The following is a 21,932-nucleotide window of genomic DNA, read 5'->3' as shown; positions in this document are numbered from 1 at the left end:
CATGTCCATCCGTCACGGGTTGCTCGCCCTGCTCGAACGTGGCCAGATGTACGGCTACCAGCTGCGCGCCGCGTTCGAGGAGTCGACCGGCTCGACCTGGCCGCTGAACATCGGGCAGGTCTACACCACGCTCTCCCGGCTGGAGCGGGACGGTCTGGTGCGCCCGCTGCCGGAGAGCGAGTCCGGGCAACGCCCGTACGAGATCACCGACGCCGGCCGGGCGGATCTGGCGCTGTGGTTCGCCACCCCGATCAGCCGCACCGACCGCCCCCGCGACGAGCTGGCGATCAAGCTGGCGCTGGCGCTGACCACCCCCGGCGTGGACGTCCGCTCGGTGGTACAGGCCCAGCGCAGCGCGACGATGCGGGCGTTGCAGGAGTTGACCCGGTTGAAGTACGGCAGCAACCGGCCGGAGGACCTGCCCTGGCGGCTGGTGCTGGACTCGATGGTGTTCCAGGCCGAGGCGGAGGTGCGCTGGCTGGACCACTGCGAGACCAGCCTGGTCCGGCACCAGCCCGGCACCCCCGCGCCGCCCGTGCCGAGAGCCGGCGACGCCGACATGTCCGACGCGGCGCGGTGGGCCGACGAGGAGGCGCGACGGTGAGCGGAGCGGACGACGCGGTGCTGGAGCTTCGCGCCGTCCACCGCACCCACGGGGTCGGCCCGGCGGCGGTGCACGCGTTGCGCGGCGTCAGCCTGGTCGTCCGGCCGGGTGAGCTGGTCGCCGTGATGGGTCCGTCCGGCTCCGGCAAGTCGACACTGCTGGCCCTCGCCGGCGGCCTGGACCGCCCGACCCGCGGCGAGGTCCGGGTCGAGGGGCAGCCGTTGGGTGCGCTGGACCGCCGAGGGCTGGCCCAGCTGCGCCGCCGCCGGATCGGCTACATCTTCCAGCAGCTCAACCTGCTGGGCAGCCTAAGCGCGATGGAGAACGTCGCCCTCCCGCTGGAACTCGACGGCGCCGGCGGGCGCCGGGCCCGCGCGGCGGCCCTCGCCGCGCTGGCCGAGGTGGGCCTGCCGGCGCTGGGCGACCGCTTCCCCGACCAGCTCTCCGGCGGCCAGCAGCAGCGGGTCGCCATCGCCCGCGCGCTTGTCGGCGAGCGGCGGCTGGTGCTCGCCGACGAGCCGACCGGGGCGTTGGACTCGCAGACCGGCGAGGCGGTGCTGCACCTGCTGCGCCGCCGGGTCGACGCGGGCGCAGCCGGCGTACTGGTCACCCATGAGGCGCGACACGCCGGCTGGGCCGACCGGGTGGTGTTCCTGCGGGACGGGGTGCTGGTCGACACGACGGCACCGCTGGGCAGCGTCGAGCAACTGCTGTCCGGTAGCGACCGGTGACCGTCCGCCGGGCGCGCCGGGCCTCCGGCCGTGCCGACGTCCCGGCGGCACCGCCGGGCGCGCCGCCGGCACCCGCGGGCCGGCGTCGGTTGGCCGAGCTGACCGGCTCCTGGCGGGCGGCGCTGCGGATCGCCCGGCGGGAGTCGCGCCGGGCCCGCCGGCGAACCGCCCTGGTGCTCGCCATGATCGCCCTGCCGGTGCTGGTGCTGGCCTTCCTGGCCGTAAGCTACGACATGGCCGAGCTGACCCCGCAGGAGCGCATCGACCGCCGACTCGGCGTCGCCGACGCGGAGCTGCGGTGGATCACCGACACCCCGATCGGGCAGGACGAGTGGGGCGAAGGCTGGTACACCCGGGAGGGCGACCACGGGACAAACGGTCGGGTGGCCACCGCCGCCGAGGTGTCCACGCTGCTCGGCCCCGGCAGCCGGGTCACCGAGGTGCGCGCTCTACTCCCGCTGACGGTGCGCGGCCCGGAGCGCGACGAGAACGTCGAAGGACGGGTACTGGACCTCAACGACCCGTTGGCCCGGGGGCTGGTGCGGTTCCGGGCCGGACGGGCACCGCGGCAGCCCGGCGAGGTCGCCGTGAGCCCGGCGGCGCTACGCCGCCTGGACGTACGCCTCGGCGACGCCGTGGCCACCGCCGACGGCACCCGGGCGTACACCGTGGTCGGGGTGGTCGAGTTTCCCGACGATCTCGGCCCGGTGTTGGCGTTGCACCCGGGTGCCGTGCCACGAAGCGATCCGCTGCCGGACAGCAGCTGGCTGGTGGACGTGCCCGGCACCGTCGACGCCGCGCTGGTGTCCCGACTCAACGACCATGGCGTGCTGGTCACCCCGCGCCACCCGACCATCCCGGCGGCGGGACAGTCGCGGCCGTGGCCCGGGTCCATCGGTCCGAGCAGCGCCACGGACCTGAGCACCGGCGTGCTGATCGCCGGCCTCGGGCTGCTGGAGGTGGTGCTGCTGGTCGGGCCGGCCTTCGCGGTCGGCGTCCGCCGCCGGCGGCGGGACCTGGCACTGGTCGCGGTTGCCGGTGGGGACGCCGCCCAACTGCGTCGGGTCGTGCTCGCCGACGGCGTGGTGCTGGGCGTGCTGGGCGCCGCCGCCGGCCTGATTCTCGGCGTCGGCACGGCGTTCGCCGGTCGTCCGCTCGTGGAGCAGTACGTCTTCGGCGCCCGCTTCGGCGGGTACCGCTGCTGGCCGTCGGCGCTGATGCTGCTCGGGGGGGTCGCGGTGCTGGCCGGGGTGCTGGCCGCGCTGGCACCGGCCTGGACCGCCGCCCGGCAGGACGTCATCGCCGGGCTCGCCGGGCGACGCACCCCTCCCCCGAGCCGAGCCCGGTGGCTGACCATCGGGCTGGCACTGGTGGCCGGCGGGGCGGCGCTGGCGGCGTTCGGGGCCACCCGAACCTCACCGGCGGTGATCCTCACCGGCCTGATCCTCGGCGAACTGGGCTTGGTCTGCTGCACACCCACACTGATCGGCGCACTCGCCCGCCTCGGCCGGGTGCTGCCCCTGGCACCCCGGATCGCGCTACGCGACGCCAGCCGCAACCGGGCCGTCGCGGCACCGGCGATCTGCGCCGTGATGGCGGCGGTGGCCGGCAGCGTCGCGCTCGGCGGGTACCTGGCCAGCGACGGGGCCCGCGACACGCGCGCCTACCAACCGATGCTGCCGACCGGGCACGTGCTGGTCAGTGCGACCGAGCCGACCCGGCTGCCCCGACCCACGCTGGCCGAGGTCACCACCGCGGCCCAGGCGCAGCTGGGCGCCGGCGCGGTGGCCGCGGTGCACACCGTGGCCTGCCCACCGGATGGCAACCCCGGCGACTACTGCTACGTCGCACCGAGGCTGCCGCCGGAGCGGGCCTGCCCCTGGCTGCCCGGGGACAACCTCGCCCCGGCGGAGCGCCGGCAGGCCCGGGCCGACCCGCGCTGCCAGCTCCGCGACGGGGACTACTACGGCGGCTACGTCGAGACGCTGGTGGACGACGGCAGCGCCCTGCCGATCCTCACCGGCGCGGACCCGGCGGCCACCGCTGCCGCCACCGCGGTGCTGCGCGCCGGGGGCGTCGTGGTGACCGACCCGCGCTACCTGCACGACGGCCTGGTGACCGTGCAGGTGAGCCGGGCGGAGGCCGGAACGGACGGGCCGAACGGTGCCAGCGATCTGCCCGGGTACGCGCTGCCCGCGGCAGTCGGGCAGCCCCGCCTGCTGCTGTCCCCGTCCGCGGTCCGACAGCTCGGCCTGAATTCGTCCCAGACCGGCTGGGTGATCGACACCCCGGCCCCGCCGGACGAGAACCGGCAGGAGCGGTTCACCGGTGCGCTGAGGTCCTTTGGGGCGTTCTCGCTGAGCGTGGAGCAGGGCGCCGCCCCCCGCGACGTGTCACCGCTGCTCCTGCTGCTCGCCGCGGCGGCCGGGCTGATCACGGTGGGCGCGGCCGGAATCGCCACCGCGCTCGCCGCCGCCGAGGGGCGCGCCGAGCTGTCCACACTCGCGGCCGTCGGCGCGGCCCCGGCGGTACGCCGGCTGCTGGCGATCTGCCAGGCCGGGGTCATCGCCGGCCTCGGCTCGGTACTCGGCATCGTGGCCGGGCTGGGCACCGCCGCGATCGTGCTGTTCTCCGTCAACCGGCAGTACGCCACCAGCTGGCCCGTGAGCGAGCCGTACCCGTTCCTGGTGCCGTGGCCGGCGCTCGGCGTCCTGGTGCTGGTGCCGATGGTGGCGATGCTCGGCGCCGGCCTGTTCACGCGTGCCCGCCTGCCCATCGAGCGGCGGTTGGACTGAGCGGGACGCTCCGGCGGGCAGCCGAAGCGGCGCAGGGGGCTGGCCACCGAGGCGCGGCAACCGGCAGACTGGGCGGCGTGTCAGTGCTGGGATCCCTCACCCGTCGAGTCGGCCACCACCGTTGGTTCGGCGCCGCCGCCCGCCTGCTGGTTCCCGCCGACCGGGTGGTCGGCCGGCTCACCCGGGGCCGGGTGGTCGCACTCGGCCTCGTCTCGTCCCTGATCATCACCACCACCGGCCGCCGCTCCGGCAAACCGCGCAGCAATCCCCTGATCTACGTGCCCGACGGCGACGCGTACGTGGTGATCGGCTCCAACTGGGGGCAGACCCAGCAGCCCGGCTGGGCGCTGAACCTGCTCGCCGAGCCGGCCGCCGAGGTGGACGTGCGGGGTCGACGGGTTCCGGTGCGGGCCGACGTGGCCACCGGCGCCGAACGGGACCGGCTGTGGGCACTCCTGGTCACCGAGTGGCCGGCGTACCGCACATACGTCCAGCGAGCCGGCGGCCGGGAGATCCGCATCTTCCGGCTGGTGCCGACCGGGCGCGGCGCGCCGGCTGGCCCGCGACCGGCTGGCTAGGCTGACGCTCAGTCGCCAGGCGGGGACGATCCGGTGAGCCCCACGGTCGGGAACGAAGGGTGGCCCGTGAGCGCGAGGAGTGAGCCGGTCCTGCGAGCCCCGCAGTCGGGAACGAAGGCGACCCCGTGAGCGCGAGCAGCGAACAGGCCGATGTCGACCGGGGCTTCGACGATCGACGGTGGACGGTGGCGGAAGGGGTCGCCCAGGCGGCCCAGCGACGTTTCGCGGCCGACGTGCTCGCGGTCGCGGTGCACGGCCCGCTGGCGCACGGCGACGACGATGGCGGCGGGGACCGCGAGGTGGGGATGCTGGTGGTCACCTACCGACCCGGCACCGGCCCACCCCCGGCGACCCGGCGGGTGGACGGGGTGCTGGTCGACCTGACCGTGGCCGCCGCCGAGGACTACCTCGGGCAGGCCCGGGTGCTCTCCCCGCTCTGGCCGCTGACCGCGGACCGGTACGTCACCACCCGGGCGTTGCACGACCCGACCGGCTGGCTGCGGACGCTGCGCGACGAGCACCTGGGCCGGCTGGCTCGGGCACGGCCGGCGGAGTTCAGCACCGCAGCCCGGCAGGCCTGGTACCGGGGCAGCGCGGCGCACGCGCGGGCCGCCCGGCTGGCCGAGTGGTACGAGACCGACCAGGCGCTGCTGATGCTCGGCGAGGCGCGGCTGGCCGCGGCCACGGTGACCGGTCTGCTGAGCCGCACCTATTTCCGCGACCCGGGGGACGCGGTGCGCCGCACCGGTCTGGCCGGCGCGGACATGACCGAGGTGGGGCTGGTGCTGGGCCGGCAGGCCGAGGAGCTTGCCGCCCGTGGCCGGCCGGTGGACGGCACGGTCGACGAGTTGCTCAGCTGCTGACCGGCGTCACAGCGCGCCCTGTACGCCGATCAGAGCGCCGATCAGGTAGGTGGCGGCGGCCGCCGCGGCACCCAGCAGTAGCTGGCGCAACCCGCTGGTCCACCAGGGCCGGTTGGTGAACCGGGCCACCGCCGCCCCGGCGGCGAACAGCCCGAGCCCGCCGACGGCGAGCGCCAGCCAGAGCTCGGTGGCGCCGAGCAGGTACGTGAGCAGCGGGATCAGCGCCCCCACCGAGAAGAACAGGAACGAGGAGATCGCCGCCGTCCACGGGCTCGGCTGGTCGTCGGGGTCGACGCCCAACTCCTCGCGGACGTGCACCCGCAGCGCCTCCTCCGGATCGCGCCGTACGGCTTCCGCGACCTGGGTGGCCAGGTCCCGGGGCAGGCCGCGCGCCACCCACGCGTCGGCCAGTTCGCGGGCCTCAGCTTCGGGATGCCGCTCCAACTCGCGCCGTTCCTTGGCCACCTCGGCGGCGACCTGCTCGTTGGCCGAGCGCACGCTGGTGTACTCGCCGAGCCCCATCGAGATCGCGCCGGCCACCAGACCGGCGGTGCCGGTCAGCACGATGCTGCGCGGCGAGACCCCACCGCCGCCAACGCCGGCGATCAGGGCGATGTTGGTGACCAGCCCGTCCATCGCGCCGAAGACGGCCGGGCGCAGCCAGCCGCCGGAGACGTCCGCGTGATGCGCCTCGCGCAGCGCCGCAGGGGTGTCGGTCACGGCAGGGTGAGAATCTCGTGGCCGTCGTCGGTCACCACGATCGTGTGTTCGAACTGGGCAGTCCACTTCCGGTCCTTGGTGACCACGGTCCACCCGTCGTCCCACATGTCGTACTGATAGGTGCCGAGCGTGATCATCGGCTCGATGGTGAAGGTCATCCCGGGCTCCATCAGGTCCGTGGGACGCGGGCTGTCGTAGTGCGGCACGTACAGCCCGCTGTGGAAGGTCTCTCCGATGCCGTGGCCGGTGAAGTCGCGGACGACGCCGTAGCCGAACCGCTTCGCGTACGACTCGATGACCCGACCCACGACGTTGATCTGGCGGCCCGGCGCGACCGCGCGGATGCCCCGCATCATCGCCTCGTGGGTCCGCTCGACCAGCAGCCGGGCCTCCTCGCTGACCTCGCCGACACAGAAGGTGGCGTCGGTGTCGCCGTGCACCCCGTCGATGTACGCGGTCACGTCGACGTTGATGATGTCGCCGTCCTGCAGCACGGTGGTGTCCGGGATGCCGTGGCAGATGACCTCGTTGAGGCTGGTGCAGCAGGACTTGGGGAAGCCCTTGTAGCCCAGCGTCGACGGGTACGCGCCGTGATCGCAGAGGAACTCATGGACCACCCGGTCGATCTCGTCGGTGGTCACGCCGGGCTTGGAGTGCTCGCCGGCGAGCTGGGTCGCCTGGGCGGCCAGCCGGCTGGCGATCCGCATCTTCTCGATGGTCTCCGGCGTCTGCACGTGCGAGCCGCGCCACTCCTGGGGACGCTTCTTGCCCACGTACTCCGGGCGGGGAATGTGGGCCGGCACCGGTCGCATCGGGGAGAGCGTGCCTGGGGTCAGCGGCGGACGGACGGTCATGCCTCAAGCCTATCGCCGGCCCGGCTGGTGACCCGCGCCACGGCCGCTCCGGACCGGTTGTTGCCCTGCCAGGTCGGCTGTGCCATGGTGTCTGCGTGGATCAAGGAGGAGCACCACCCGTCTTCTCCGCCAGCGCGGAGATCCACGGCGATCACCTCCACGTGGTGGTGGCTGGTGAGGTCGACATGGCTACCGCCGACACCATGCTCCAGACGGCCCTGCGCGAGCCCGCCGAGCGGATCACCCTCGACCTGACCGCGGTCACCTTCTTCGACTCGGCCGCCATCCACGCGCTGGTCCGGCTCGCCCAGCAGTTTCCCGGCACGCTCACCGTGCTGCCGTCCCGGCAGGTCCGCCGCGTGCTGGACATCTCCGGCCTGGGCGAGCAGAGCTGGCTGAGCCCGGCCTGAGCCAGCCGCGGCCCGGCTGGTCTGTAGGGCGCACGCGCACCGTCGGGCGCGAGGTCAGTCCTGCAGCTGCCGGCGCAGCGTCACCTCGGTGCCCTCGTCGGTACGCCGCACCGTCAGCTCACCCAGCGCCTTGATCAGGGTCAGCCCGCGCCCGCGGAACCCGGAACCGGCCGACTCCCGCCACCGGCCGCTGTCGCGCACCGTGACGGTCACTGTCCGGTTCTCGATGGCCACCTCAACGCTGATCACCGGCTCGGCGGGGTGGACCGGGTGCTCGATGGCGTTCGCGGCGGCCTCGGAGACCGCCACGGTCACGTCGAACAGGTCCGTCTCGCCGACCCCGTGCGCGACCAGGAAGTCCTCCAGGCGCTTGCGCAGCACGCTCAGCCGGGTCGGGTCCGCGGGCAGCCGCAACGCGAAGCGGTTCAGCTCGGCCGCCTCCAGGGCGAGCACGGCCACGTCGTCGCGGCGCGGTTGACCGGCGACCCGCTCGATCACCGCTTCGATCAGGTCCGTCACGTGCTCACCGGGGGTGGCCGCGTCGGTACACAGCTGGGCCAGCGCGGCGTCGATGCCGAGCTGCCGATCCTCGATCAGCCCGTCGGTGTAGAGCAGCAGCCGGCGGCCGGGAGGCAGCTCCCCCTCGACCGAGTGGTACGTCGCGTCGGGGATGGCGCCGACCGGTGGGCCGAGCGCCCGGTCGTGCAGGAATGCCACGTCACCTCCCCTGATCAGCAGTGGGGACGGGTGACCTGCGCTGGCGTACCGCAACCTCCCGGTGCGCGGGTTGAACAGCAGACAGACCACAGTGGCGAAGGAGCGGCGTTCGGTGGACCCGACCAGCCGGTTGAGCCGGGTCAGCGACTCACCCGGGTCGAAGCCCTCCAGCAGGTACGCGCGCAGCGCGTTGCGGAGCTGCCCCATCGCCGCGGCGGCCTGGACGCCCTTGCCGACCACGTCGCCGATGACCAGCGCCAGCTCGTCGCCCTCCAGCGCGATCACGTCGTACCAGTCGCCGCCGACCTCGACGTCGGCGCTGCCCGGCAGGTATCGGCTGGCCACCACCGCGCCCGGCAACTGGGGCAGCGACCGGGGCAGCAGGCTGTGCTGCAACGTGGTGGCGATGCGGTGTTCGGCCTCGTAGAGCTGGGCGTTCTCCAGCCGTACCCCGACCAGCCGGGCGAGCTGGGTCAGGGCGGCCTCGTCGGCCTGCGCGTCGTCGCCGGCCGACCGCCAGACCCGCAACTCGCCGAGCCGCTCACCGGTGGTGCCGGTCAGCTCGGCCACGAAGGACGGGTCCGCGGCGGTGGTGCCGCCGGCGTCCGCCTCGGACCGGGACCCGGTCGCGGTGACCACCACCCGGGCGGCTTCGGCGAGGCTGAGCGCATGCCGGGCGGCGACCTGGAGGACGTCGGCGGTCGATCGGGCGGTGTTCACCGCCACCGCCGCGTCGGCCAGCGCCCGCAGCCGGCGGATGATCTGCCCCCGCAGTTGGCCCAGCTCGACGTTGGCCCGGACCCGCGCCACCAGCTCCTGCCCGGAGAACGGCTTGGTCAGGTAGTCGTCGGCGCCGACGGAGAGGCCGGCGACCGCCTCCGCGGAGCCGGCCCGGGCGGAGAGCAGCACGATCGGCACGTGTCGGGTACGCGGGTCCGCGCGCAGCGCGCCGACCAGCCCGAACCCGTCCAGCCGGGGCATCATCACGTCGGTGAGCACCAGGTCGAACCCGCCCTCACGGGCCAGCGGCAGGGCCGCCAGACCGTCGCTGGCCGTGACCACCTCCCAGGTCGGGGACAGCAGCCGGGTGACGTGCTCGCGCAGGTCCGGGTTGTCGTCGACGACCAGGATCCGGCCGGCCGGGGTGACCGCCGCCGGCCGGCTGCCCAACTCCGGCGGCGGCTCGGCGCCGGTCCACAGCGCGGTCTCCGCGACGTAGAGCCGGGCCTGTTCCGGCTCGCCCGACGGCTGAGGGCCAAACGGCGCCACCCGGTCGGCGGGCAGGTGCGCGGATCCGAACGGGACGGTCACCGCGAAGGTGCTCCCCTCGTCGATCCGGCTGGTGACCCCCACCTCGCCGCCGTGCATCTCGACCAGCTCCCGGACCAGCGCCAGGCCGATCCCGGTGCCCTCGTGGGTGCGGGCGCGCACCCCGGACACCCGGTGGAACCGCTCGAAGACGTGCGGCAGCTCGGCCGGCACGATCCCCACGCCGGTGTCGGTCACCTCCAACCGGGCGGCGCCGCCAGAGGCACTGACCCGGACCCGGATCTCGCCGTCGAAGGTGAACTTGACCGCGTTCGACACGAGGTTGAGGACGACCTTTTCCCACATGTCCCGGTCGACGAAGATCGGCGCCGGCAGGGGTGGGCAGTCCACCACCAGTCGCAACCCGGCCCGGTCGGTGGCCGAGCGGAAGGTGCTGGCGAGCCGTGCGGTGTAGCCGGCCAGGTCGGTGGGCTGGTAATGGGCGGCCAGCCGGCCGGACTCCAGCCGGGAGAAGTCCAGCACGGTGTTGACGAGCTTGAGCAGGCGCAGCGCGTTGCGGTGCATCATGGTGAGCCGGTCGGTGTAGGCGGCGGGCAGTGCCGGGTCGGCCAGCATGTCCTCCATCGGGCCGAGCACCAGGGTCAACGGGGTGCGGAACTCGTGGCTGACGTTGGCGAAGAAGTTGGTCTTCGCCTGGTCCAGCGCGGCCAACTCCGCGGCGCGTGCCCGCTCCTGCTCGTATGCCCGCTGTTTGCCCACCGCGCGGGAGATCTGGGCGGCGACCAGGTCGAGGAAGTCGCGGTACTCGTCATTGAGCGCCAGCAGGCTGGCCATGCCGACGACCAGCGCGCCGACGGTTTCGTTGGTCGCCGTGATGGGCAGCACGAGGGCGTGGTCGGCTGCGTCGGCCGGCGGCGGGTCGAGCAGACTGGCCACCTCGACCGTGACGGGTGCGCCGGCGGCGGCCACCCGGGCGAGTACCTCGGGGGCGATGTCGACAGCGGCCTGGCCGGTGCCCTCGGAGCCGGCCAGGGTGAACCGGCCGGCCTCGTCGCCCAGGTAGATCAGCGCGAACGGCACGTCCGCCCGGTGCCGACCGAGCACCTCGGCGGCGGTCCGGCCGAGTTCGGCGGCGCTGACCACGTCGGCCAACTCGGCGCCCAGCTCGGCGAGTGCCCGCAGCCGGCGCTCGCCGAGCACCCGCCCGGTGGTCTCGTTGACGATGCAGTAGACGCCGTGGACCGAACCGTCCGCGCCCCGGATCGGGTCGTACGAGACGTCGAAGTAGGTCTGCTCGACAAAGCCGTGCCGGTCCAGCAGGAAGGGGTGGTCCGCGCCCCGGTACGACTGTCCGGTGCGCTGAACCTCGTCCAGCAGCGGGCCGAGCACCGCCCAGGTCTCCGCCCAGTGCTGCCGGGCCGGTTGACCGAGCACGTCCGGGTGCTTGCTGCCGATGGTCGGCCGGTAGGCGTCGTTGTAGAAGGCGAGTTGGTCGTCGCCCCAGAACATCACGATCTGCGCGCTGGAGGCGAGCATCATGCCGACCGCGCTGGAGAGCGCCGTCGGCCAGCGACCCGGCGGGCCGAGCGGAGCGGTGGACCAGTCGAGGTTCCCCAGTCGCTCGCCCAGCTCACCGCCGGCCGCGAAGGCGGCCGTCAGCAGTGGGGGCACGTCGCTGGCGGCCGCGAGGGAATGCCCCGCGTCCGCGCCCCCCTGGGCCGAGCTCATAAAGCCTCCCGCTCCGGCTGCCCCCCAGCCGATGATCTTCGCCAGCCGTGTTCCGACTTGTACCCCGGCGGACGAGGAACGTAACGCATCGCGCCTGTTGGACGCTGATTGCCTACGCCGCTGTCAGTGACCGGACAGTGGCGGCGGGTGCGGCGTCGGCGTCGGCCGTGCCGGAGCGCGCCCGGCGGCTCAGAAGACCGGCAGCCCGTCGATACTCGCCGCGTTCTTGGTGGCCCGGTAGACCACCAGATCGTCGGCGGTGCGGCGGGAGTGTGAGCTGAGCAACAGATCGCGTTCCGCGCGGTAGTCCATCAGTGGCACGGCATAGCCACACGAGTCGCTGACCCGATCCACCTCGACGGTGATCACGGCCCGTACGGCGTGCACATCCGGCGGCTCGGGAAACTCGGCGAGCCGGTCGGCGAAGGCGGCCTCGGTGACCGCGACGGTGCTGCCCCGGCCGTGCAGTCGGAGGATCTTCGGCGGCCCGTCGAAGGCGCAGAACATCAGCGTGATCCGGCCGTTGTCCCGCAGGTGGGCGATCGTCTCCGCGCCGCTGCCGTGGTAATCCAGGTAGGCCACCCGGTGCGGACCGAGAATCACGAACGTGCCCCGCATGCCCTTCGGCGAGACGTTGACGTGCCCCTCCGCGCCGGATGGCGCGGTGGCCACGAAGAAGACCGGCTGGGCTGCGATGAAGTCGCGCAGCCGACCGTCGATCGCCGGATACACCTTGCCCATGCGCTGATCCTCCCACCGGCCGCCGCTCCCGTCGGGGGCGACGTACGTCACACCCGCAGGTGGAACGCGCGTCACGGCGTTGGCGGCCTCGCGAGATCCACGCCACCGTCGCGGGCGGCGACCAGCGGGCCGGGCGGTCGCTGGCGGGCGGCCCGGACCAGCGCGGTGATCGGCCGCGGATCCGGCTCGTTCTCCGGATGCCACTGCACGCCCAGCACGAACGGCCGGCCCGGATCCTCGACCGCCTCGATCACCCCGTCCGCCGCCCAGCCGGTGACGGCGAGCCGCCCCGGGTCGGCAACCGCCTGGTGGTGGTACGAGTTGACCCGGCCCACCCCGGCCAGCACCGTCGCGGCCAGGCTGCCCGGCGCGAACCGCACCGGATGGGCACCGTAGACGCCGGGCGCCGGACGGTGCTCCTCGTGACCGACCACGTCCGGCAGGTGCTGGTGCAGGGTGCCGCCGTAGGCGACGGCGAGCAGTTGCATCCCCCGGCAGACACCCAGCACCGGCAGGTCGGCGGCGAGCGCGGCGGCCAGCAGGGTCAGCTCGCCGGTGTCCCGGTCCGGCCGGTCCTCGGTGCGCGGGTCGGGCGGTTGGCCGTACCGCCGCGGGCCGACGTCGGCGCCGCCGGCCAGCAGCAGCCCGTCGAGGACCGCCAGCACGTCGCCGTCCTCGTCGTCCGGCGGCAACACCACCGCCCGCCCGCCGGCGGCGCGCACCGCCCGCACGTACGCCTCCGGCACCAGCACGGCTGGCACACCCCGCCAGGTCGCCCAGTCAGCGGGCTCGACGTACGCACTGATCCCGATCAGTGGCCGCTGCGTCATAGCGGTGTGACGTACGCGCCGGTGATGCCGCCGTCCACCACGAACTGCGCGGCGGTCATGAAGGAGGCGTCGTCGCTGGCCAGGAACGCCACCGCGGCGGCGATCTCCTCCGGTTGCCCGAACCGGCCCATCGGCACGTGCACCAGCCGGCGGGCGGCCCGCTCCGGGTCGGCGGCGAAGAGTTCCAGCAACAGCGGGGTGGCCACCGGGCCGGGGCAGAGCGCGTTGACCCGAATGCCCTCGCGGGCGAACTGCACGCCCAACTCCCGGGTCATCGCCAGCACCCCGCCCTTGCTCGCCGTGTACGCGATCTGCGACGTCGCCGCGCCCATCAGCGCCACGAACGACGCGGTGTTGATGATCGAGCCCTTGCCCTGGCGGCGCATGTGCGGGATCGCGTACTTGCAGCAGAGGTAGACGCTCGTGGTGTTGACCCGCAGCACCCGCTCCCAGGCATCCAGGCCGGTGTCCAGAATGGAGTCGTCGTCCGGTGGCGAAATGCCGGCGTTGTTGAACGCGATGTCGACCCGCCCGTGCCGGTCGGCCACCCCGTCGAACAGGTCACGCACCGCCGACTCGTCGGCGACGTCGGTGGCCACGAACTCGCCGCCGCACTCCTCGGCGGCCCGCTCGCCGGCCGCCACGTCGATGTCCACGCAGACCACCCGGGCACCCTCGGCGGCGAACCGCCGGACGGTGGCCAACCCGATCCCGCTGCCCGCTCCGGTGACCACGGCCACCCGGTCCTGCAACCGACCCTGCACTGGCGTTACTCCTCTGTCGCGATGAACACGTTCTTGACGTCGGTGAAGGCGTGCAGCGCGTCCGGACCGAGCTCCCGGCCCAGCCCGGAGCGCTTCATCCCGCCGAACGGGGTCCAGTAGCGCACCGAGGAGTGCGAGTTGACGCTGAGGTTGCCCGAGTCGATGGCGCGGGCCATCCGGAGCGCGCGACCCACGTCCCGGGTCCAGATCGAGCCGGAGAGGCCGTACTCGGTGTCGTTGGCGAGCCGGATCGCGTCGGCCTCGTCGTCGAACGGGAGCACCGAGACCACCGGGCCGAAGATCTCCTCCCGCCAGTGCCGGTCGGCTGCCGAGTCGGCCAGCAGCACGGTCGGGGCGTGCCAGAAGCCGGGGCCGTCGGGGCAGGAGCCGGTGAACGCGACCCGCGCCCCGGCCAGGTAGCCGGCGACCCGGTCCCGCTGGCTGGCGGAGATCATTGGGCCCATCTCGGCGGTGTCCTGGGCCGGGTGTTCCACCCGCACCGCCCGCACCGCTGGTTCGAGCAGTGCCAGGAAACGGTCGTGCACCGGGCGTTGGACCAGGATCCGGGACCGGGCGCAGCAGTCCTGGCCGGCGTTGTCGAAGACCGCGCCGGGCGCGGTCGCGGCGGCGCGTTCCAGGTCGGCGTCGGCGAACACGATGTTCGCGCTCTTGCCGCCCAACTCCAGGGTGAGCCGCTTCACCTGGCCGGCGCAGCCGGCCATGATCCGGGTGCCCACCTCGGTCGACCCGGTGAAGCAGATCTTGCGGACCGCCGGGTGGCTGACGAACCGCTCCCCCACCACCGCGCCCTCGCCCGGGACGACGATGAACACGTCGTCGGGCAGGCCGGCCTCGCGGGCCAGTTCGGCCAGGCGCAGCGCGGTGAGCGGGGTCAGCTCGGCGGGCTTGAGCACCACGGTGTTGCCGGCCGCGAGGGCCGGAACGAACCCCCAGGCGGCGATCGGCATCGGGAAGTTCCACGGCACGATCACCCCGACCACGCCGAGCGGCTCGTGGAAGGTGATGTCCAGCCCGCCGGGCACCGGGATCTGCCGCCCGGTCAGCCGCTCCGGCGCTCCGGCGTAGTAGTCCAGCACGTCCCGGACGTTGCCGGCCTCCCAGCGGGCGTTGCCGATGGTGTGCCCGGAGTTGCGGACCTCCAGCGCGGCCAGCTCGTCGAGGTGCGCGTCGACCACGGCGGCGAACCGCCGCAGCAGCCGTGCCCGGTCTCCCGGCGCCACCGCCCGCCACGCCTCGAACGCGGTCGCGGCCCGCGAGATCGCCGCGTCAACCTCTGCCACCGAGGCCGCGGGCACGTCCCGAAACCCCTCCCCGGTAGCCGGATCCACCACCACAGTCACGCCGGCACCCCCATCCCTGCGTCGTCAGAGGCGTTCGAAGCCACGGGTCAACTCCCAGTCGGTGACGGCGGCGTCGAAGGCGGCGATCTCCACCCGGGCCTGGTTGGCGTAGTGGGCGACGACCTCGGCACCGAAGGCGTCGGCGGCCACGGTGGAGGACTCCCAGAGGGCCAGGGCGTCACGCAGGGTGCCGGGCACCCGCTCGGCCTCCGGATCGTCGTACGCGTTGCCGGTGCACTCCCGGCCCAGCTCCAGCTCTCCGTCGATGCCGTGCAGCGCGCCGGCGACCAGCCCGGCGATCGCCAGGTACGGGTTGACGTCGGCGCCGGGCACCCGGTTCTCCACCCGCATGCCCTGCCCGTGGCCGACCATCCGCAGCGCGCAGGTGCGGTTGTCCACTCCCCAGCGCAGCGCGGTCGGGGCGAACGACCCCGGCTGGTAGCGCTTGTAGGAGTTGATGTTCGGGGCGAAGAGCAGGCTGAACTCCCGCATGGTGGCCAGCAGTCCGGCGAGCACCCGCTGCCCGGTCTCCGACAGGTGCGCCGGCCCGTCACCGAGCATCGCCGAAGCTCCGGCGGCGTCCCGCAGGGAGAAGTGGATGTGGCAGGAGTTGCCCTCCCGCGCGTTCGGCTTGGCCATGAAGGTGATCGCCATGCCCTCCTGGGCGGCGATCTCCTTGGCTCCGTTCTTGTAGATCACGTGGTGGTCGGCGCAGGCCACCGCCTCGTCGTACCGGAACGCGATCTCGTGCTGGCCGAGGTTGCACTCGCCCTTGGCGCTTTCCGGGGTGAGCCCGGCGCCGGCCATCTCGGTGCGGATCCGGCGCAGCAGCGGCTCGACCCGGGCGGTGCCGAGCAGCGAGTAGTCCACGTTGTACTGGTTGGCCGGGGTGAGGTCGCGGTAGCCGCGGCGCCAGGCGTCCTCGTACGAGTCACGGAACAGCACGAACTCCAGCTCGGTGCCGGCGTATGCGGTCAGCCCGTGCTCGGCCAGCCGGTCCAGTTGCCGGCGCAGGATCTGCCGGGGCGAGGCGATCACGTCACCGGAGCCGTCCAGCCAGGCCAGGTCGGCCAACAGCAGCGCGGAGCCGGGCTGCCAGGGCGTCCGGCGTAGCGTGCCGAAGTCCGGAACCATCGCGAAGTCGCCGTAGCCCCGCTCCCAGCTCGACATCGCGTACCCGTCGACGGTGTTCATGTCGACGTCCACGGCGAGCAGATAGTTGCAGCCCTCGCTGCCGTTGGCCACCACCTGGTCGAGGAAGTACGGAGCGTGGAACCGTTTGCCCTGCAACCGGCCCTGCATGTCGACCAGGGCCAGCACCACCGTGTCGATCTCACCCTCGGCGACGGCGACCCGCAGTTGTTCCAGCGTGAGCGGCGCTTTCCTCATTCGCGGGCCTCCATCACCAAGGTCTACCGGTCGAGCGGATCATCGTCAATGCCCGCTGCGGCCACCCCGGCAAACGGGATGGCTCGGGTGGATCGCCTGTGCACCGGCGGCAGGCTGAGGCCACGACCGCGTCCCGGTCCGCCTGTGCGGCGGACCGGGACGTCCGGGTCAGCCAGGCCCGTCGACCGGTGCCGGGTCGGGCGCTCGTGCCGGGTCCTCGACGGTACGCACGGGGCCGGTGAACCACTTCCGGGCCGAGGCGTACCACCAGACGGCGACCACCAGCAGCACCCCGCCCACGGCCAGTGGGGCGTAGTTCACGGCCGACCAGGTGAACCCGTCGTTGCCGGGCACCCCGGTGGGCACGATCGGCAGCACGAAGTAGACCGCGATGACCGCGATCTCGATCACCGCAATCCAACCGAGCAGCTTGTACTTCCGCCCGAGCGTCCACGGCCCGGGGATGAACCGGTCGCCCATCCGCAGCCGCAGCGCGATCGGGATGAGGAAGGACAGGTAGAGCCCGAGCACCGCGACGGAGACGACCGCGTAGAAGGCGATCGGGATGCCGGCGGAGCTTTCGTAGAGCGCCGGCAGGGTGAGGACCAGGCCGGCCAGGGTGGCGCCGATGATCGCGTTGGCCGGGGTGCCGTTGCGGTCCACCTTGGACCAGAGTCGCCAGCCAGGCACCGCCCGGTCGCGGCTGAACGCGTATGCCATCCGGCTCATCGAGGTCACGCAACTCATCCCGCAGAAGAACTGCCCGATGGTGGAGATGATGATGACGATCTTGAAGAAGACCGGGGTCAGCGCGGACTCGAAGATCGCGCCGGAGAAGCCGCCGGCGGCGTTGACCGCCTCGACGTCGGTGGCCGCGAAGAGGAACGCCAGCAGCAGGATCCAGCCACCGACCGCCGAATAGAAGATCGACTGCCACAGCCCGCGCGCGGCGGCCTGCGAGGCGCCCCGGGTCTCCTCGGAGACGTGCGCGCAGGCGTCGAAGCCGGTGATCGTGTACTGGGTGAGCAGGAAGCCCAGCGGCAACACGTAGAACCAGAAGATCAGCCCGCCGCTGTCCCCGTCACCGAAGCCGGAGTTGTTGAACCGCTCGGTGAACACGAACTGGAAGCTCTGGTGATTGTCCGGGACGAAGACCAGGATGGCCACCACGACGGCCGCGCCGGCCACGTGCCACCAGACCGAGACGTTCTGCAGGACGTCGATGATCCGGTGCCCGAAGATGTTGATCAGACCGTGCAGCGCCAGGATGATCACGAAGAGGATGAACGCCTGCCGCAGCGTGCCGGCCCAGCCGTCGAAGAGCGCCGACAGGGTGAGGTTGAGGAAGGTCGCGCAGCCGTAGTCGACCGAGGCGGTGACCGCGACCAAGCCGATCAGGTTCAACCAGCCGGTGAACCAGCCGTGCACCGGGCGGCCCATGGTCGCCGCCCACCAGTAGATCCCACCGGCGGTCGGGTACGCCGACACCAGCTCGGCCATGCAGAAGCCGATGATCAGGATGAAGAGCGAGATCAGCGGCCAGCCCCAGGAGATGGCGACCGGCCCGCCGTTGTTCCATGCCTGGCCGAAGGTGGTGAAACAGCCGGCCAGGATCGAGATGATCGAGAACGAGATGGCGAAGTTGGAGAAGCCACTCCACTTGCGGCGCAGCTCCTGCTTGTAGCCGAGTTCGGCGAGCCGTCGGGCGTCGTCGTCCATTGGTTGCTCGGCGGTTGGCACGGGGGTCGTTGCCACTGCACACCTCCCTGAGGTGGTTCCGCGTGCGAGTGGGCAAAGTGTCGTCCCGGCGATCAAGGCGGTCAATACGCAGTCGGTGGGAATCTCACCGCCGTCACGGCTAATTGCGTTGCCGCCCGGCCGGCCCGGGCGCATCCTTGACCTCGTGACCAGGCCCGTTCGCGACGGGTCCACCTCCGGGCGCTCGGACCGCCCGGCACCGCGGCGGCGCGGGGCACCCACCTCTCTCTCACGTACGGCCTGCTCCGCCGTACCCGACGGGTGTCCCCCGCCGCCGCCCCACAACGAGCCCTCACGTCAAGCGGGCAGGTCGACCACCAGGCCCGGTCGAGCCACGCCGACCGGACCGCGGTACGCCCGCCGTGCCGCCGCGACCGCCGCGTCGGGGTCCGTGCCCGGCCACAGGTGCGTCAGCAGGACCTCTTTGCTCCGTGCCGCACTGGCGTAGCGACCCACCTCGGCGGCGCTCGACAGGAATCCGACATGCCGGTCCGGGATCTCGTCGACGTACGTCGCCTCGGCGATCAGCAGGTCGGCGTCGCGGGCCAACTCGACCAACATCGGGCTCGGCCCGGTGTCCCCGGTGTAGGCCAGCACCGTCCCGCCAGCGGAGAAGCAGCCCGCCGCGTTAGGCACCCAGTGCGGCAGCGACCAGGTCCGCACGGTGAACGGACCGACGTCGAAGCCGTCGCCGGGGGTGAACTCGTGCAGTCTGTACGCCGTGTCGATGAGCCCTGACTCGTCGATCGCGAGCAGCGGGTCGAGGCTGCCGGTGGGCGCGTACACCGGCAGGGCCGGGGCGGACCGGTCTGGCAACACCCTTGCCCGCAGCAATGGCTGCAGGTCGGCGCAGTGGTCGGGATGGCCGTGGCTGACGTAGACCGCGTCGACCGCCGAGGCATTCAGCCGGGTCAGCAGCGGTTGCAGGGTTGCGTAGCCAGGATCGATCAGCAGCCGAAAGCCCTGGTGCTCGACCACGAAGCCAGCACACCCCTGGCAGGCGGAAGGCCAGGCACCAAGACCGCCCAGCACCACGATGCGCACGGAGCCGACCCTAGCCGGCGCGGGTCCGCCGCACGGCCCCGAGCTCGTCCGCCCGAGGGCCGCGGGTCACGTCAGTAGCAGGCCGGCCAGCCAGAGCGCGGCGATAACCAGGCCGGCGGCGAACTCGACCAGCATCGACAGACCAGCGGCCTTGACCGCCTGCTTGGTGGACGGCCAGGCCAGTCTGGAGTCACCGAGCCGCAGTCGCTCCGCCGCCCACACCCCGGCGACGAAGCCGAGCACCAGCCCCACGACCGGCACCACGAAGAACCCGACGATGCCGAGCACCCCACCGGCGAGCAGCGTGGACGTCGGCACACCGGTGCGTTTCAGGTTCCGCCCGGGCCACGCGTACTTGATCACGACTCCGGCCGCGGCGACCAACGTGGCGACGGCGAACACCGCCCAGCCACCCATGCCGGCGCCGCCGAAGATCGCCCAGACCAGCACCCCACCCCAGCACAGCGGCAGCGCCGGCAGGCCGGGCACCACCACGCCGGCCAGCCCGGCCACGATGGCGAGCGCGGCCACCACCGTCACCACCGTCTGCGAGTCCGTGAGGCTCACGCCGCCCTCTTCCGTTGCCACCGCCGGACGGGTCCCCGGCTCACGCCGCCGCCCCGCCGCCCAGCCGGGCGGTGATCGCCTCGGCCGGGGCCGGCGCGCCGAAGTACCGCCCCTGCCCGGTGTCACAGCGCAGTGCCCGCAGCCGTTCCGCCTGCACCCCGGTCTCCACCGCCTCGGCGGTGACCCACAGCTCCAGCGCGTGCGCCAGCCGGACCAGCGCGTCGACGATCCGCTCGTCGCGGTGGTCGGCCGCGATGTCCGTTCCGTCGGCGCGGATGCCCTCGACGAACGGCCCGGCCAGCTTCAGACAGTGGATCGGCAACCGTCGCAGGTACGCCAGGTTCGAATACCCAGTGCCGAAATCGTCCACCGCCAGTCGGATGCCCAGCGCGGCAAGCCGGTGCAGGCTGCGCAGCGGTTCACCGGCGCTGCCCATCACGGCGCTCTCGGTCAGCTCCAACTGGAGCAGCTCCGCCGGCAGCCCACTGGTGCGCAGCACGTCGGCCACGGTCTCCACGATCGCCGGGTCGTCGGCCTGTCGGGCGGCCAGGTTGACGCTGACCACCAGCCGGGCGTCGGGGAACTCCCGCCGCCACCGCTCGGCGTCGCGGCACGCCCGCCGCAGCACCCACTCACCGAGCCGCACGATGAGGCCGGTCTCCTCGGCCAGGCCGATGAACCGGTCCGGCCCGATCAGACCCAGCTCCGGGTGCTGCCAGCGGACCAGCGCCTCCACCGCGAGCATGCTGCCCTCCAGCAGCGACACGATCGGCTGGTAGTGCAGCACGAACTCGCCCCGGTCCAGTGCCGCCGGCAGCCCGGCGACCAGCGCCGACCGGGCGAGGTCCCGGGCGCTGCGCTCCGGGTCGTAGACCGCCCACCGGCCCCGGCCCGCCGCCTTGGCCCAGTAGAGCGTGGTGTCCGCGGCCTTCATCAGCTCCGAGGCGGTGGTCTCCCCGGCCGGGCACTCCACGATGCCCACGCTGGCTGAGACGGCCAACTGCTGGTCGTCGACGTGCACGGGGGCGGCGACGGCGGCCAACGCGGCCTCCGCCACGGCCACCGCGTCGTCGATGTCGTCCCCGCCGTCGACCAGGATGACGAACTCGTCGCCGCCCATCCGGGCGACCAGGTGGCCGTGGTCGGCCACGCACTCGGCCAGCCGCCGGCCGATCATCACCAACAGCCGGTCACCGAAGTCGTGGCCGAGGCTGTCGTTGATCGCCTTGAAGCCGTCCAGGTCGAGGAAGCACACGCCGATCCGCTGCCCGGGCCGGGCGGTGTCGAGGAACCTGCCCAACGTCTCGAAGAACAGCGTCCGGTTGGGCAACCCGGTCAGTGGGTCGTGCAACGCCTGGAAGCGCAGTCGCTGCTGGAGCTCGTACCGCTGGGTGATGTCCTCGATCATCGCGACGGTGAACCGGGGCCGGCCGTCGTCGTACCGGATCAGCGAGACGGCCAGATCCGTCCAGACCACGCTGCCGTCCTTGCGGTGGTAGCGCTTCTCCACCCGCACCGAGTCCTGCTTGCCCTCGATCAGCTCCTGGTACAGCTCCCACATCCCGACGGCGTCGTCCGCGTGGAACAGCGCCGCCACGTTGATCTCGCGTAGCTCCTCGGCCGAATAGCCGAGCATGTCGGCGAACGCCTGGTTGACGTCGATGATCTGGCCGTCCAGGTCGGCGATGCCGATCCCGATCGCGGCGCCGGTGAAGACCGCCCGGAACCGCGCCTCGCTGTCGCGCAGCGCCTGCTCCACCTCGTCACGCGCCTGCCAGGCCGACCGGGCGATCCGCTCCTGCTGGGTGAAGGTGCGGTCGCGCAGCGCCCGGGCGAACCCGGCGGCCAGCCCGCCCTGCATCGCCGCGATCCGTTCGGTCAGATCCGCCGGCCGGTCGTCGGCGGCCAGCACACGGCGGGGAAAGTCGTCACCGAGGGCGCGCAACGACCACTCGAGGGCGCCAGGCTCGGTGAGGTGTGCCTCCACCAGTGCCCGCCCGATCTCCTCGGCGGGCCGGGCGGAGAACGGCTCGGCCAGCACCGCCTGGGCCATCCGAACCGTGTGCACCAGCAGCAGCCGCTCGGTCTCGGCCGCGCTGAGCGGCACGAAACCGAGGCGGCGTACCGCGCGGGCCCAGTCGGCGGCGTAGCCCTGGGCATCGGCACGGCCGACGTCGACCCCGACGGGATCCGGGACGGCGGCCACCGG

Annotated in this window: 18 protein-coding genes; 6 read left to right on the top strand and 12 right to left on the bottom strand. The window is 73.0% G+C overall.

The annotated features are described in order from the left end of the window. The first annotated feature begins 1 nt into the window (after position 1). From OG470_RS14750 to OG470_RS14730, 5 genes are all read left to right on the top strand, one after another. Positions 2–604 (top strand): PadR family transcriptional regulator, encoded by a 603-nt coding sequence (locus OG470_RS14750; RefSeq protein ID WP_328424639.1) that lies wholly within the window; start codon positions 2–4, stop codon positions 602–604. Beyond that, complete coding sequence (locus OG470_RS14745; RefSeq protein ID WP_386989680.1) at positions 601–1,335, top strand: ABC transporter ATP-binding protein; 735 nt, start codon at positions 601–603, stop codon at positions 1,333–1,335. Before OG470_RS14750 ends, OG470_RS14745 begins: the two co-directional genes overlap by 4 nt. Next, the gene (locus OG470_RS14740) at positions 1,332–4,130 is read left to right on the top strand and encodes an ABC transporter permease (RefSeq protein ID WP_328424637.1); all 2,799 of its coding nucleotides are present in this window, start codon (positions 1,332–1,334) and stop codon (positions 4,128–4,130) included. The genes OG470_RS14745 and OG470_RS14740 overlap by 4 nt, the downstream gene beginning before the upstream one ends. A 77-nt stretch (positions 4,131–4,207) precedes the next feature. After that, positions 4,208–4,708 (top strand): nitroreductase family deazaflavin-dependent oxidoreductase, encoded by a 501-nt coding sequence (locus OG470_RS14735; protein ID WP_328424635.1) that lies wholly within the window; start codon positions 4,208–4,210, stop codon positions 4,706–4,708. A 125-nt stretch (positions 4,709–4,833) separates the two neighbouring features. After that, the gene (locus tag OG470_RS14730) at positions 4,834–5,571 is read left to right on the top strand and encodes a nucleotidyltransferase domain-containing protein (RefSeq protein WP_328424633.1); all 738 of its coding nucleotides are present in this window, start codon (positions 4,834–4,836) and stop codon (positions 5,569–5,571) included. A gap of 6 nt (positions 5,572–5,577) precedes the next feature. On the opposite strand, the gene OG470_RS14725 is transcribed toward OG470_RS14730, so the two are convergent. Further along, entirely contained in the window at positions 5,578–6,291 is a 714-nt protein-coding gene (locus tag OG470_RS14725) for a VIT1/CCC1 transporter family protein (protein ID WP_328424631.1), read from the bottom strand. After that, positions 6,288–7,145, bottom strand: coding sequence for a type I methionyl aminopeptidase (map, locus tag OG470_RS14720; RefSeq protein ID WP_328424629.1), 858 nt, complete (start codon positions 7,143–7,145; stop codon positions 6,288–6,290). Before map ends, OG470_RS14725 begins: the two co-directional genes overlap by 4 nt. Positions 7,146–7,240: 95 nt before the next feature. Here map and OG470_RS14715 point away from each other — a divergent pair, with 95 nt between their 5' ends. Further along, a complete protein-coding gene (locus OG470_RS14715) occupies positions 7,241–7,555 on the top strand; it encodes an STAS domain-containing protein (RefSeq protein ID WP_328424627.1) in 315 nt (104 codons plus the stop codon). 54 nt (positions 7,556–7,609) lie between these two features. Here the strand turns inward: OG470_RS14715 and OG470_RS14710 are convergent, their stop codons facing one another. From OG470_RS14710 to OG470_RS14665, 10 genes are all read right to left on the bottom strand, one after another. Next, positions 7,610–11,269, bottom strand: coding sequence for a SpoIIE family protein phosphatase (locus OG470_RS14710; RefSeq protein WP_328424625.1), 3,660 nt, complete (start codon positions 11,267–11,269; stop codon positions 7,610–7,612). Between the two features lie 189 nt (positions 11,270–11,458). After that, complete coding sequence (locus OG470_RS14705; protein WP_328424623.1) at positions 11,459–12,010, bottom strand: pyridoxamine 5'-phosphate oxidase family protein; 552 nt, start codon at positions 12,008–12,010, stop codon at positions 11,459–11,461. 71 nt (positions 12,011–12,081) lie between these two features. Then, on the bottom strand, positions 12,082–12,840 hold the full coding sequence (locus OG470_RS14700) for a gamma-glutamyl-gamma-aminobutyrate hydrolase family protein (RefSeq protein WP_328424621.1): 759 nt from the start codon (positions 12,838–12,840) through the stop codon (positions 12,082–12,084). Further along, positions 12,837–13,604, bottom strand: coding sequence for a 3-oxoacyl-ACP reductase (locus OG470_RS14695; protein WP_328424619.1), 768 nt, complete (start codon positions 13,602–13,604; stop codon positions 12,837–12,839). Before OG470_RS14695 ends, OG470_RS14700 begins: the two co-directional genes overlap by 4 nt. A 5-nt stretch (positions 13,605–13,609) precedes the next feature. Further along, positions 13,610–14,965, bottom strand: a complete 1,356-nt coding sequence (locus OG470_RS14690; protein ID WP_328424617.1) for an aldehyde dehydrogenase family protein — start codon at positions 14,963–14,965, stop codon at positions 13,610–13,612. A gap of 24 nt (positions 14,966–14,989) precedes the next feature. After that, positions 14,990–16,354: a glutamine synthetase family protein gene (locus OG470_RS14685; protein WP_328424615.1), complete on the bottom strand. Its 1,365-nt coding sequence runs from the start codon at positions 16,352–16,354 to the stop codon at positions 14,990–14,992. A 168-nt stretch (positions 16,355–16,522) separates the two neighbouring features. After that, positions 16,523–18,109 (bottom strand): amino acid permease, encoded by a 1,587-nt coding sequence (locus tag OG470_RS14680; RefSeq protein ID WP_328424614.1) that lies wholly within the window; start codon positions 18,107–18,109, stop codon positions 16,523–16,525. A gap of 300 nt (positions 18,110–18,409) precedes the next feature. After that, positions 18,410–19,156 carry an MBL fold metallo-hydrolase gene (locus tag OG470_RS14675; RefSeq protein ID WP_328424613.1) on the bottom strand — a complete coding sequence of 249 codons (747 nt, stop codon included), beginning with the start codon at positions 19,154–19,156 and terminating at the stop codon, positions 18,410–18,412. A gap of 66 nt (positions 19,157–19,222) precedes the next feature. Further along, complete coding sequence (locus tag OG470_RS14670; protein WP_328424612.1) at positions 19,223–19,723, bottom strand: DUF456 domain-containing protein; 501 nt, start codon at positions 19,721–19,723, stop codon at positions 19,223–19,225. A gap of 40 nt (positions 19,724–19,763) precedes the next feature. Beyond that, positions 19,764–21,929 carry a putative bifunctional diguanylate cyclase/phosphodiesterase gene (locus tag OG470_RS14665; protein WP_328424610.1) on the bottom strand — a complete coding sequence of 722 codons (2,166 nt, stop codon included), beginning with the start codon at positions 21,927–21,929 and terminating at the stop codon, positions 19,764–19,766. Positions 21,930–21,932: the final 3 nt, after the last annotated feature.

Source organism: Micromonospora sp. NBC_00389 (genome assembly GCF_036059255.1).
GTDB lineage: Bacteria > Actinomycetota > Actinomycetes > Mycobacteriales > Micromonosporaceae > Micromonospora.
Note: the sequence above shows the minus strand (reverse complement) of the source record. Positions and strands in the feature narration are given on the sequence as shown.

What these genes read in the sequence shown, in the direction of transcription:
- OG470_RS14710 (WP_328424625.1), bottom strand. Translation starts at nt 11,269, where the DNA reads ATGAGCTCGGCCCAGGGGGGCGCGGACGCGGGGCATTCCCTCGCGGCC.
- OG470_RS14685 (WP_328424615.1), bottom strand. Translation starts at nt 16,354, where the DNA reads ATGAGGAAAGCGCCGCTCACGCTGGAACAACTGCGGGTCGCCGTCGCC.
- OG470_RS14705 (WP_328424623.1), bottom strand. Translation starts at nt 12,010, where the DNA reads ATGGGCAAGGTGTATCCGGCGATCGACGGTCGGCTGCGCGACTTCATC.
- OG470_RS14700 (WP_328424621.1), bottom strand. Translation starts at nt 12,840, where the DNA reads ATGACGCAGCGGCCACTGATCGGGATCAGTGCGTACGTCGAGCCCGCT.
- map (WP_328424629.1), bottom strand. Translation starts at nt 7,145, where the DNA reads ATGACCGTCCGTCCGCCGCTGACCCCAGGCACGCTCTCCCCGATGCGA.
- OG470_RS14750 (WP_328424639.1), top strand. Translation starts at nt 2, where the DNA reads ATGTCCATCCGTCACGGGTTGCTCGCCCTGCTCGAACGTGGCCAGATG.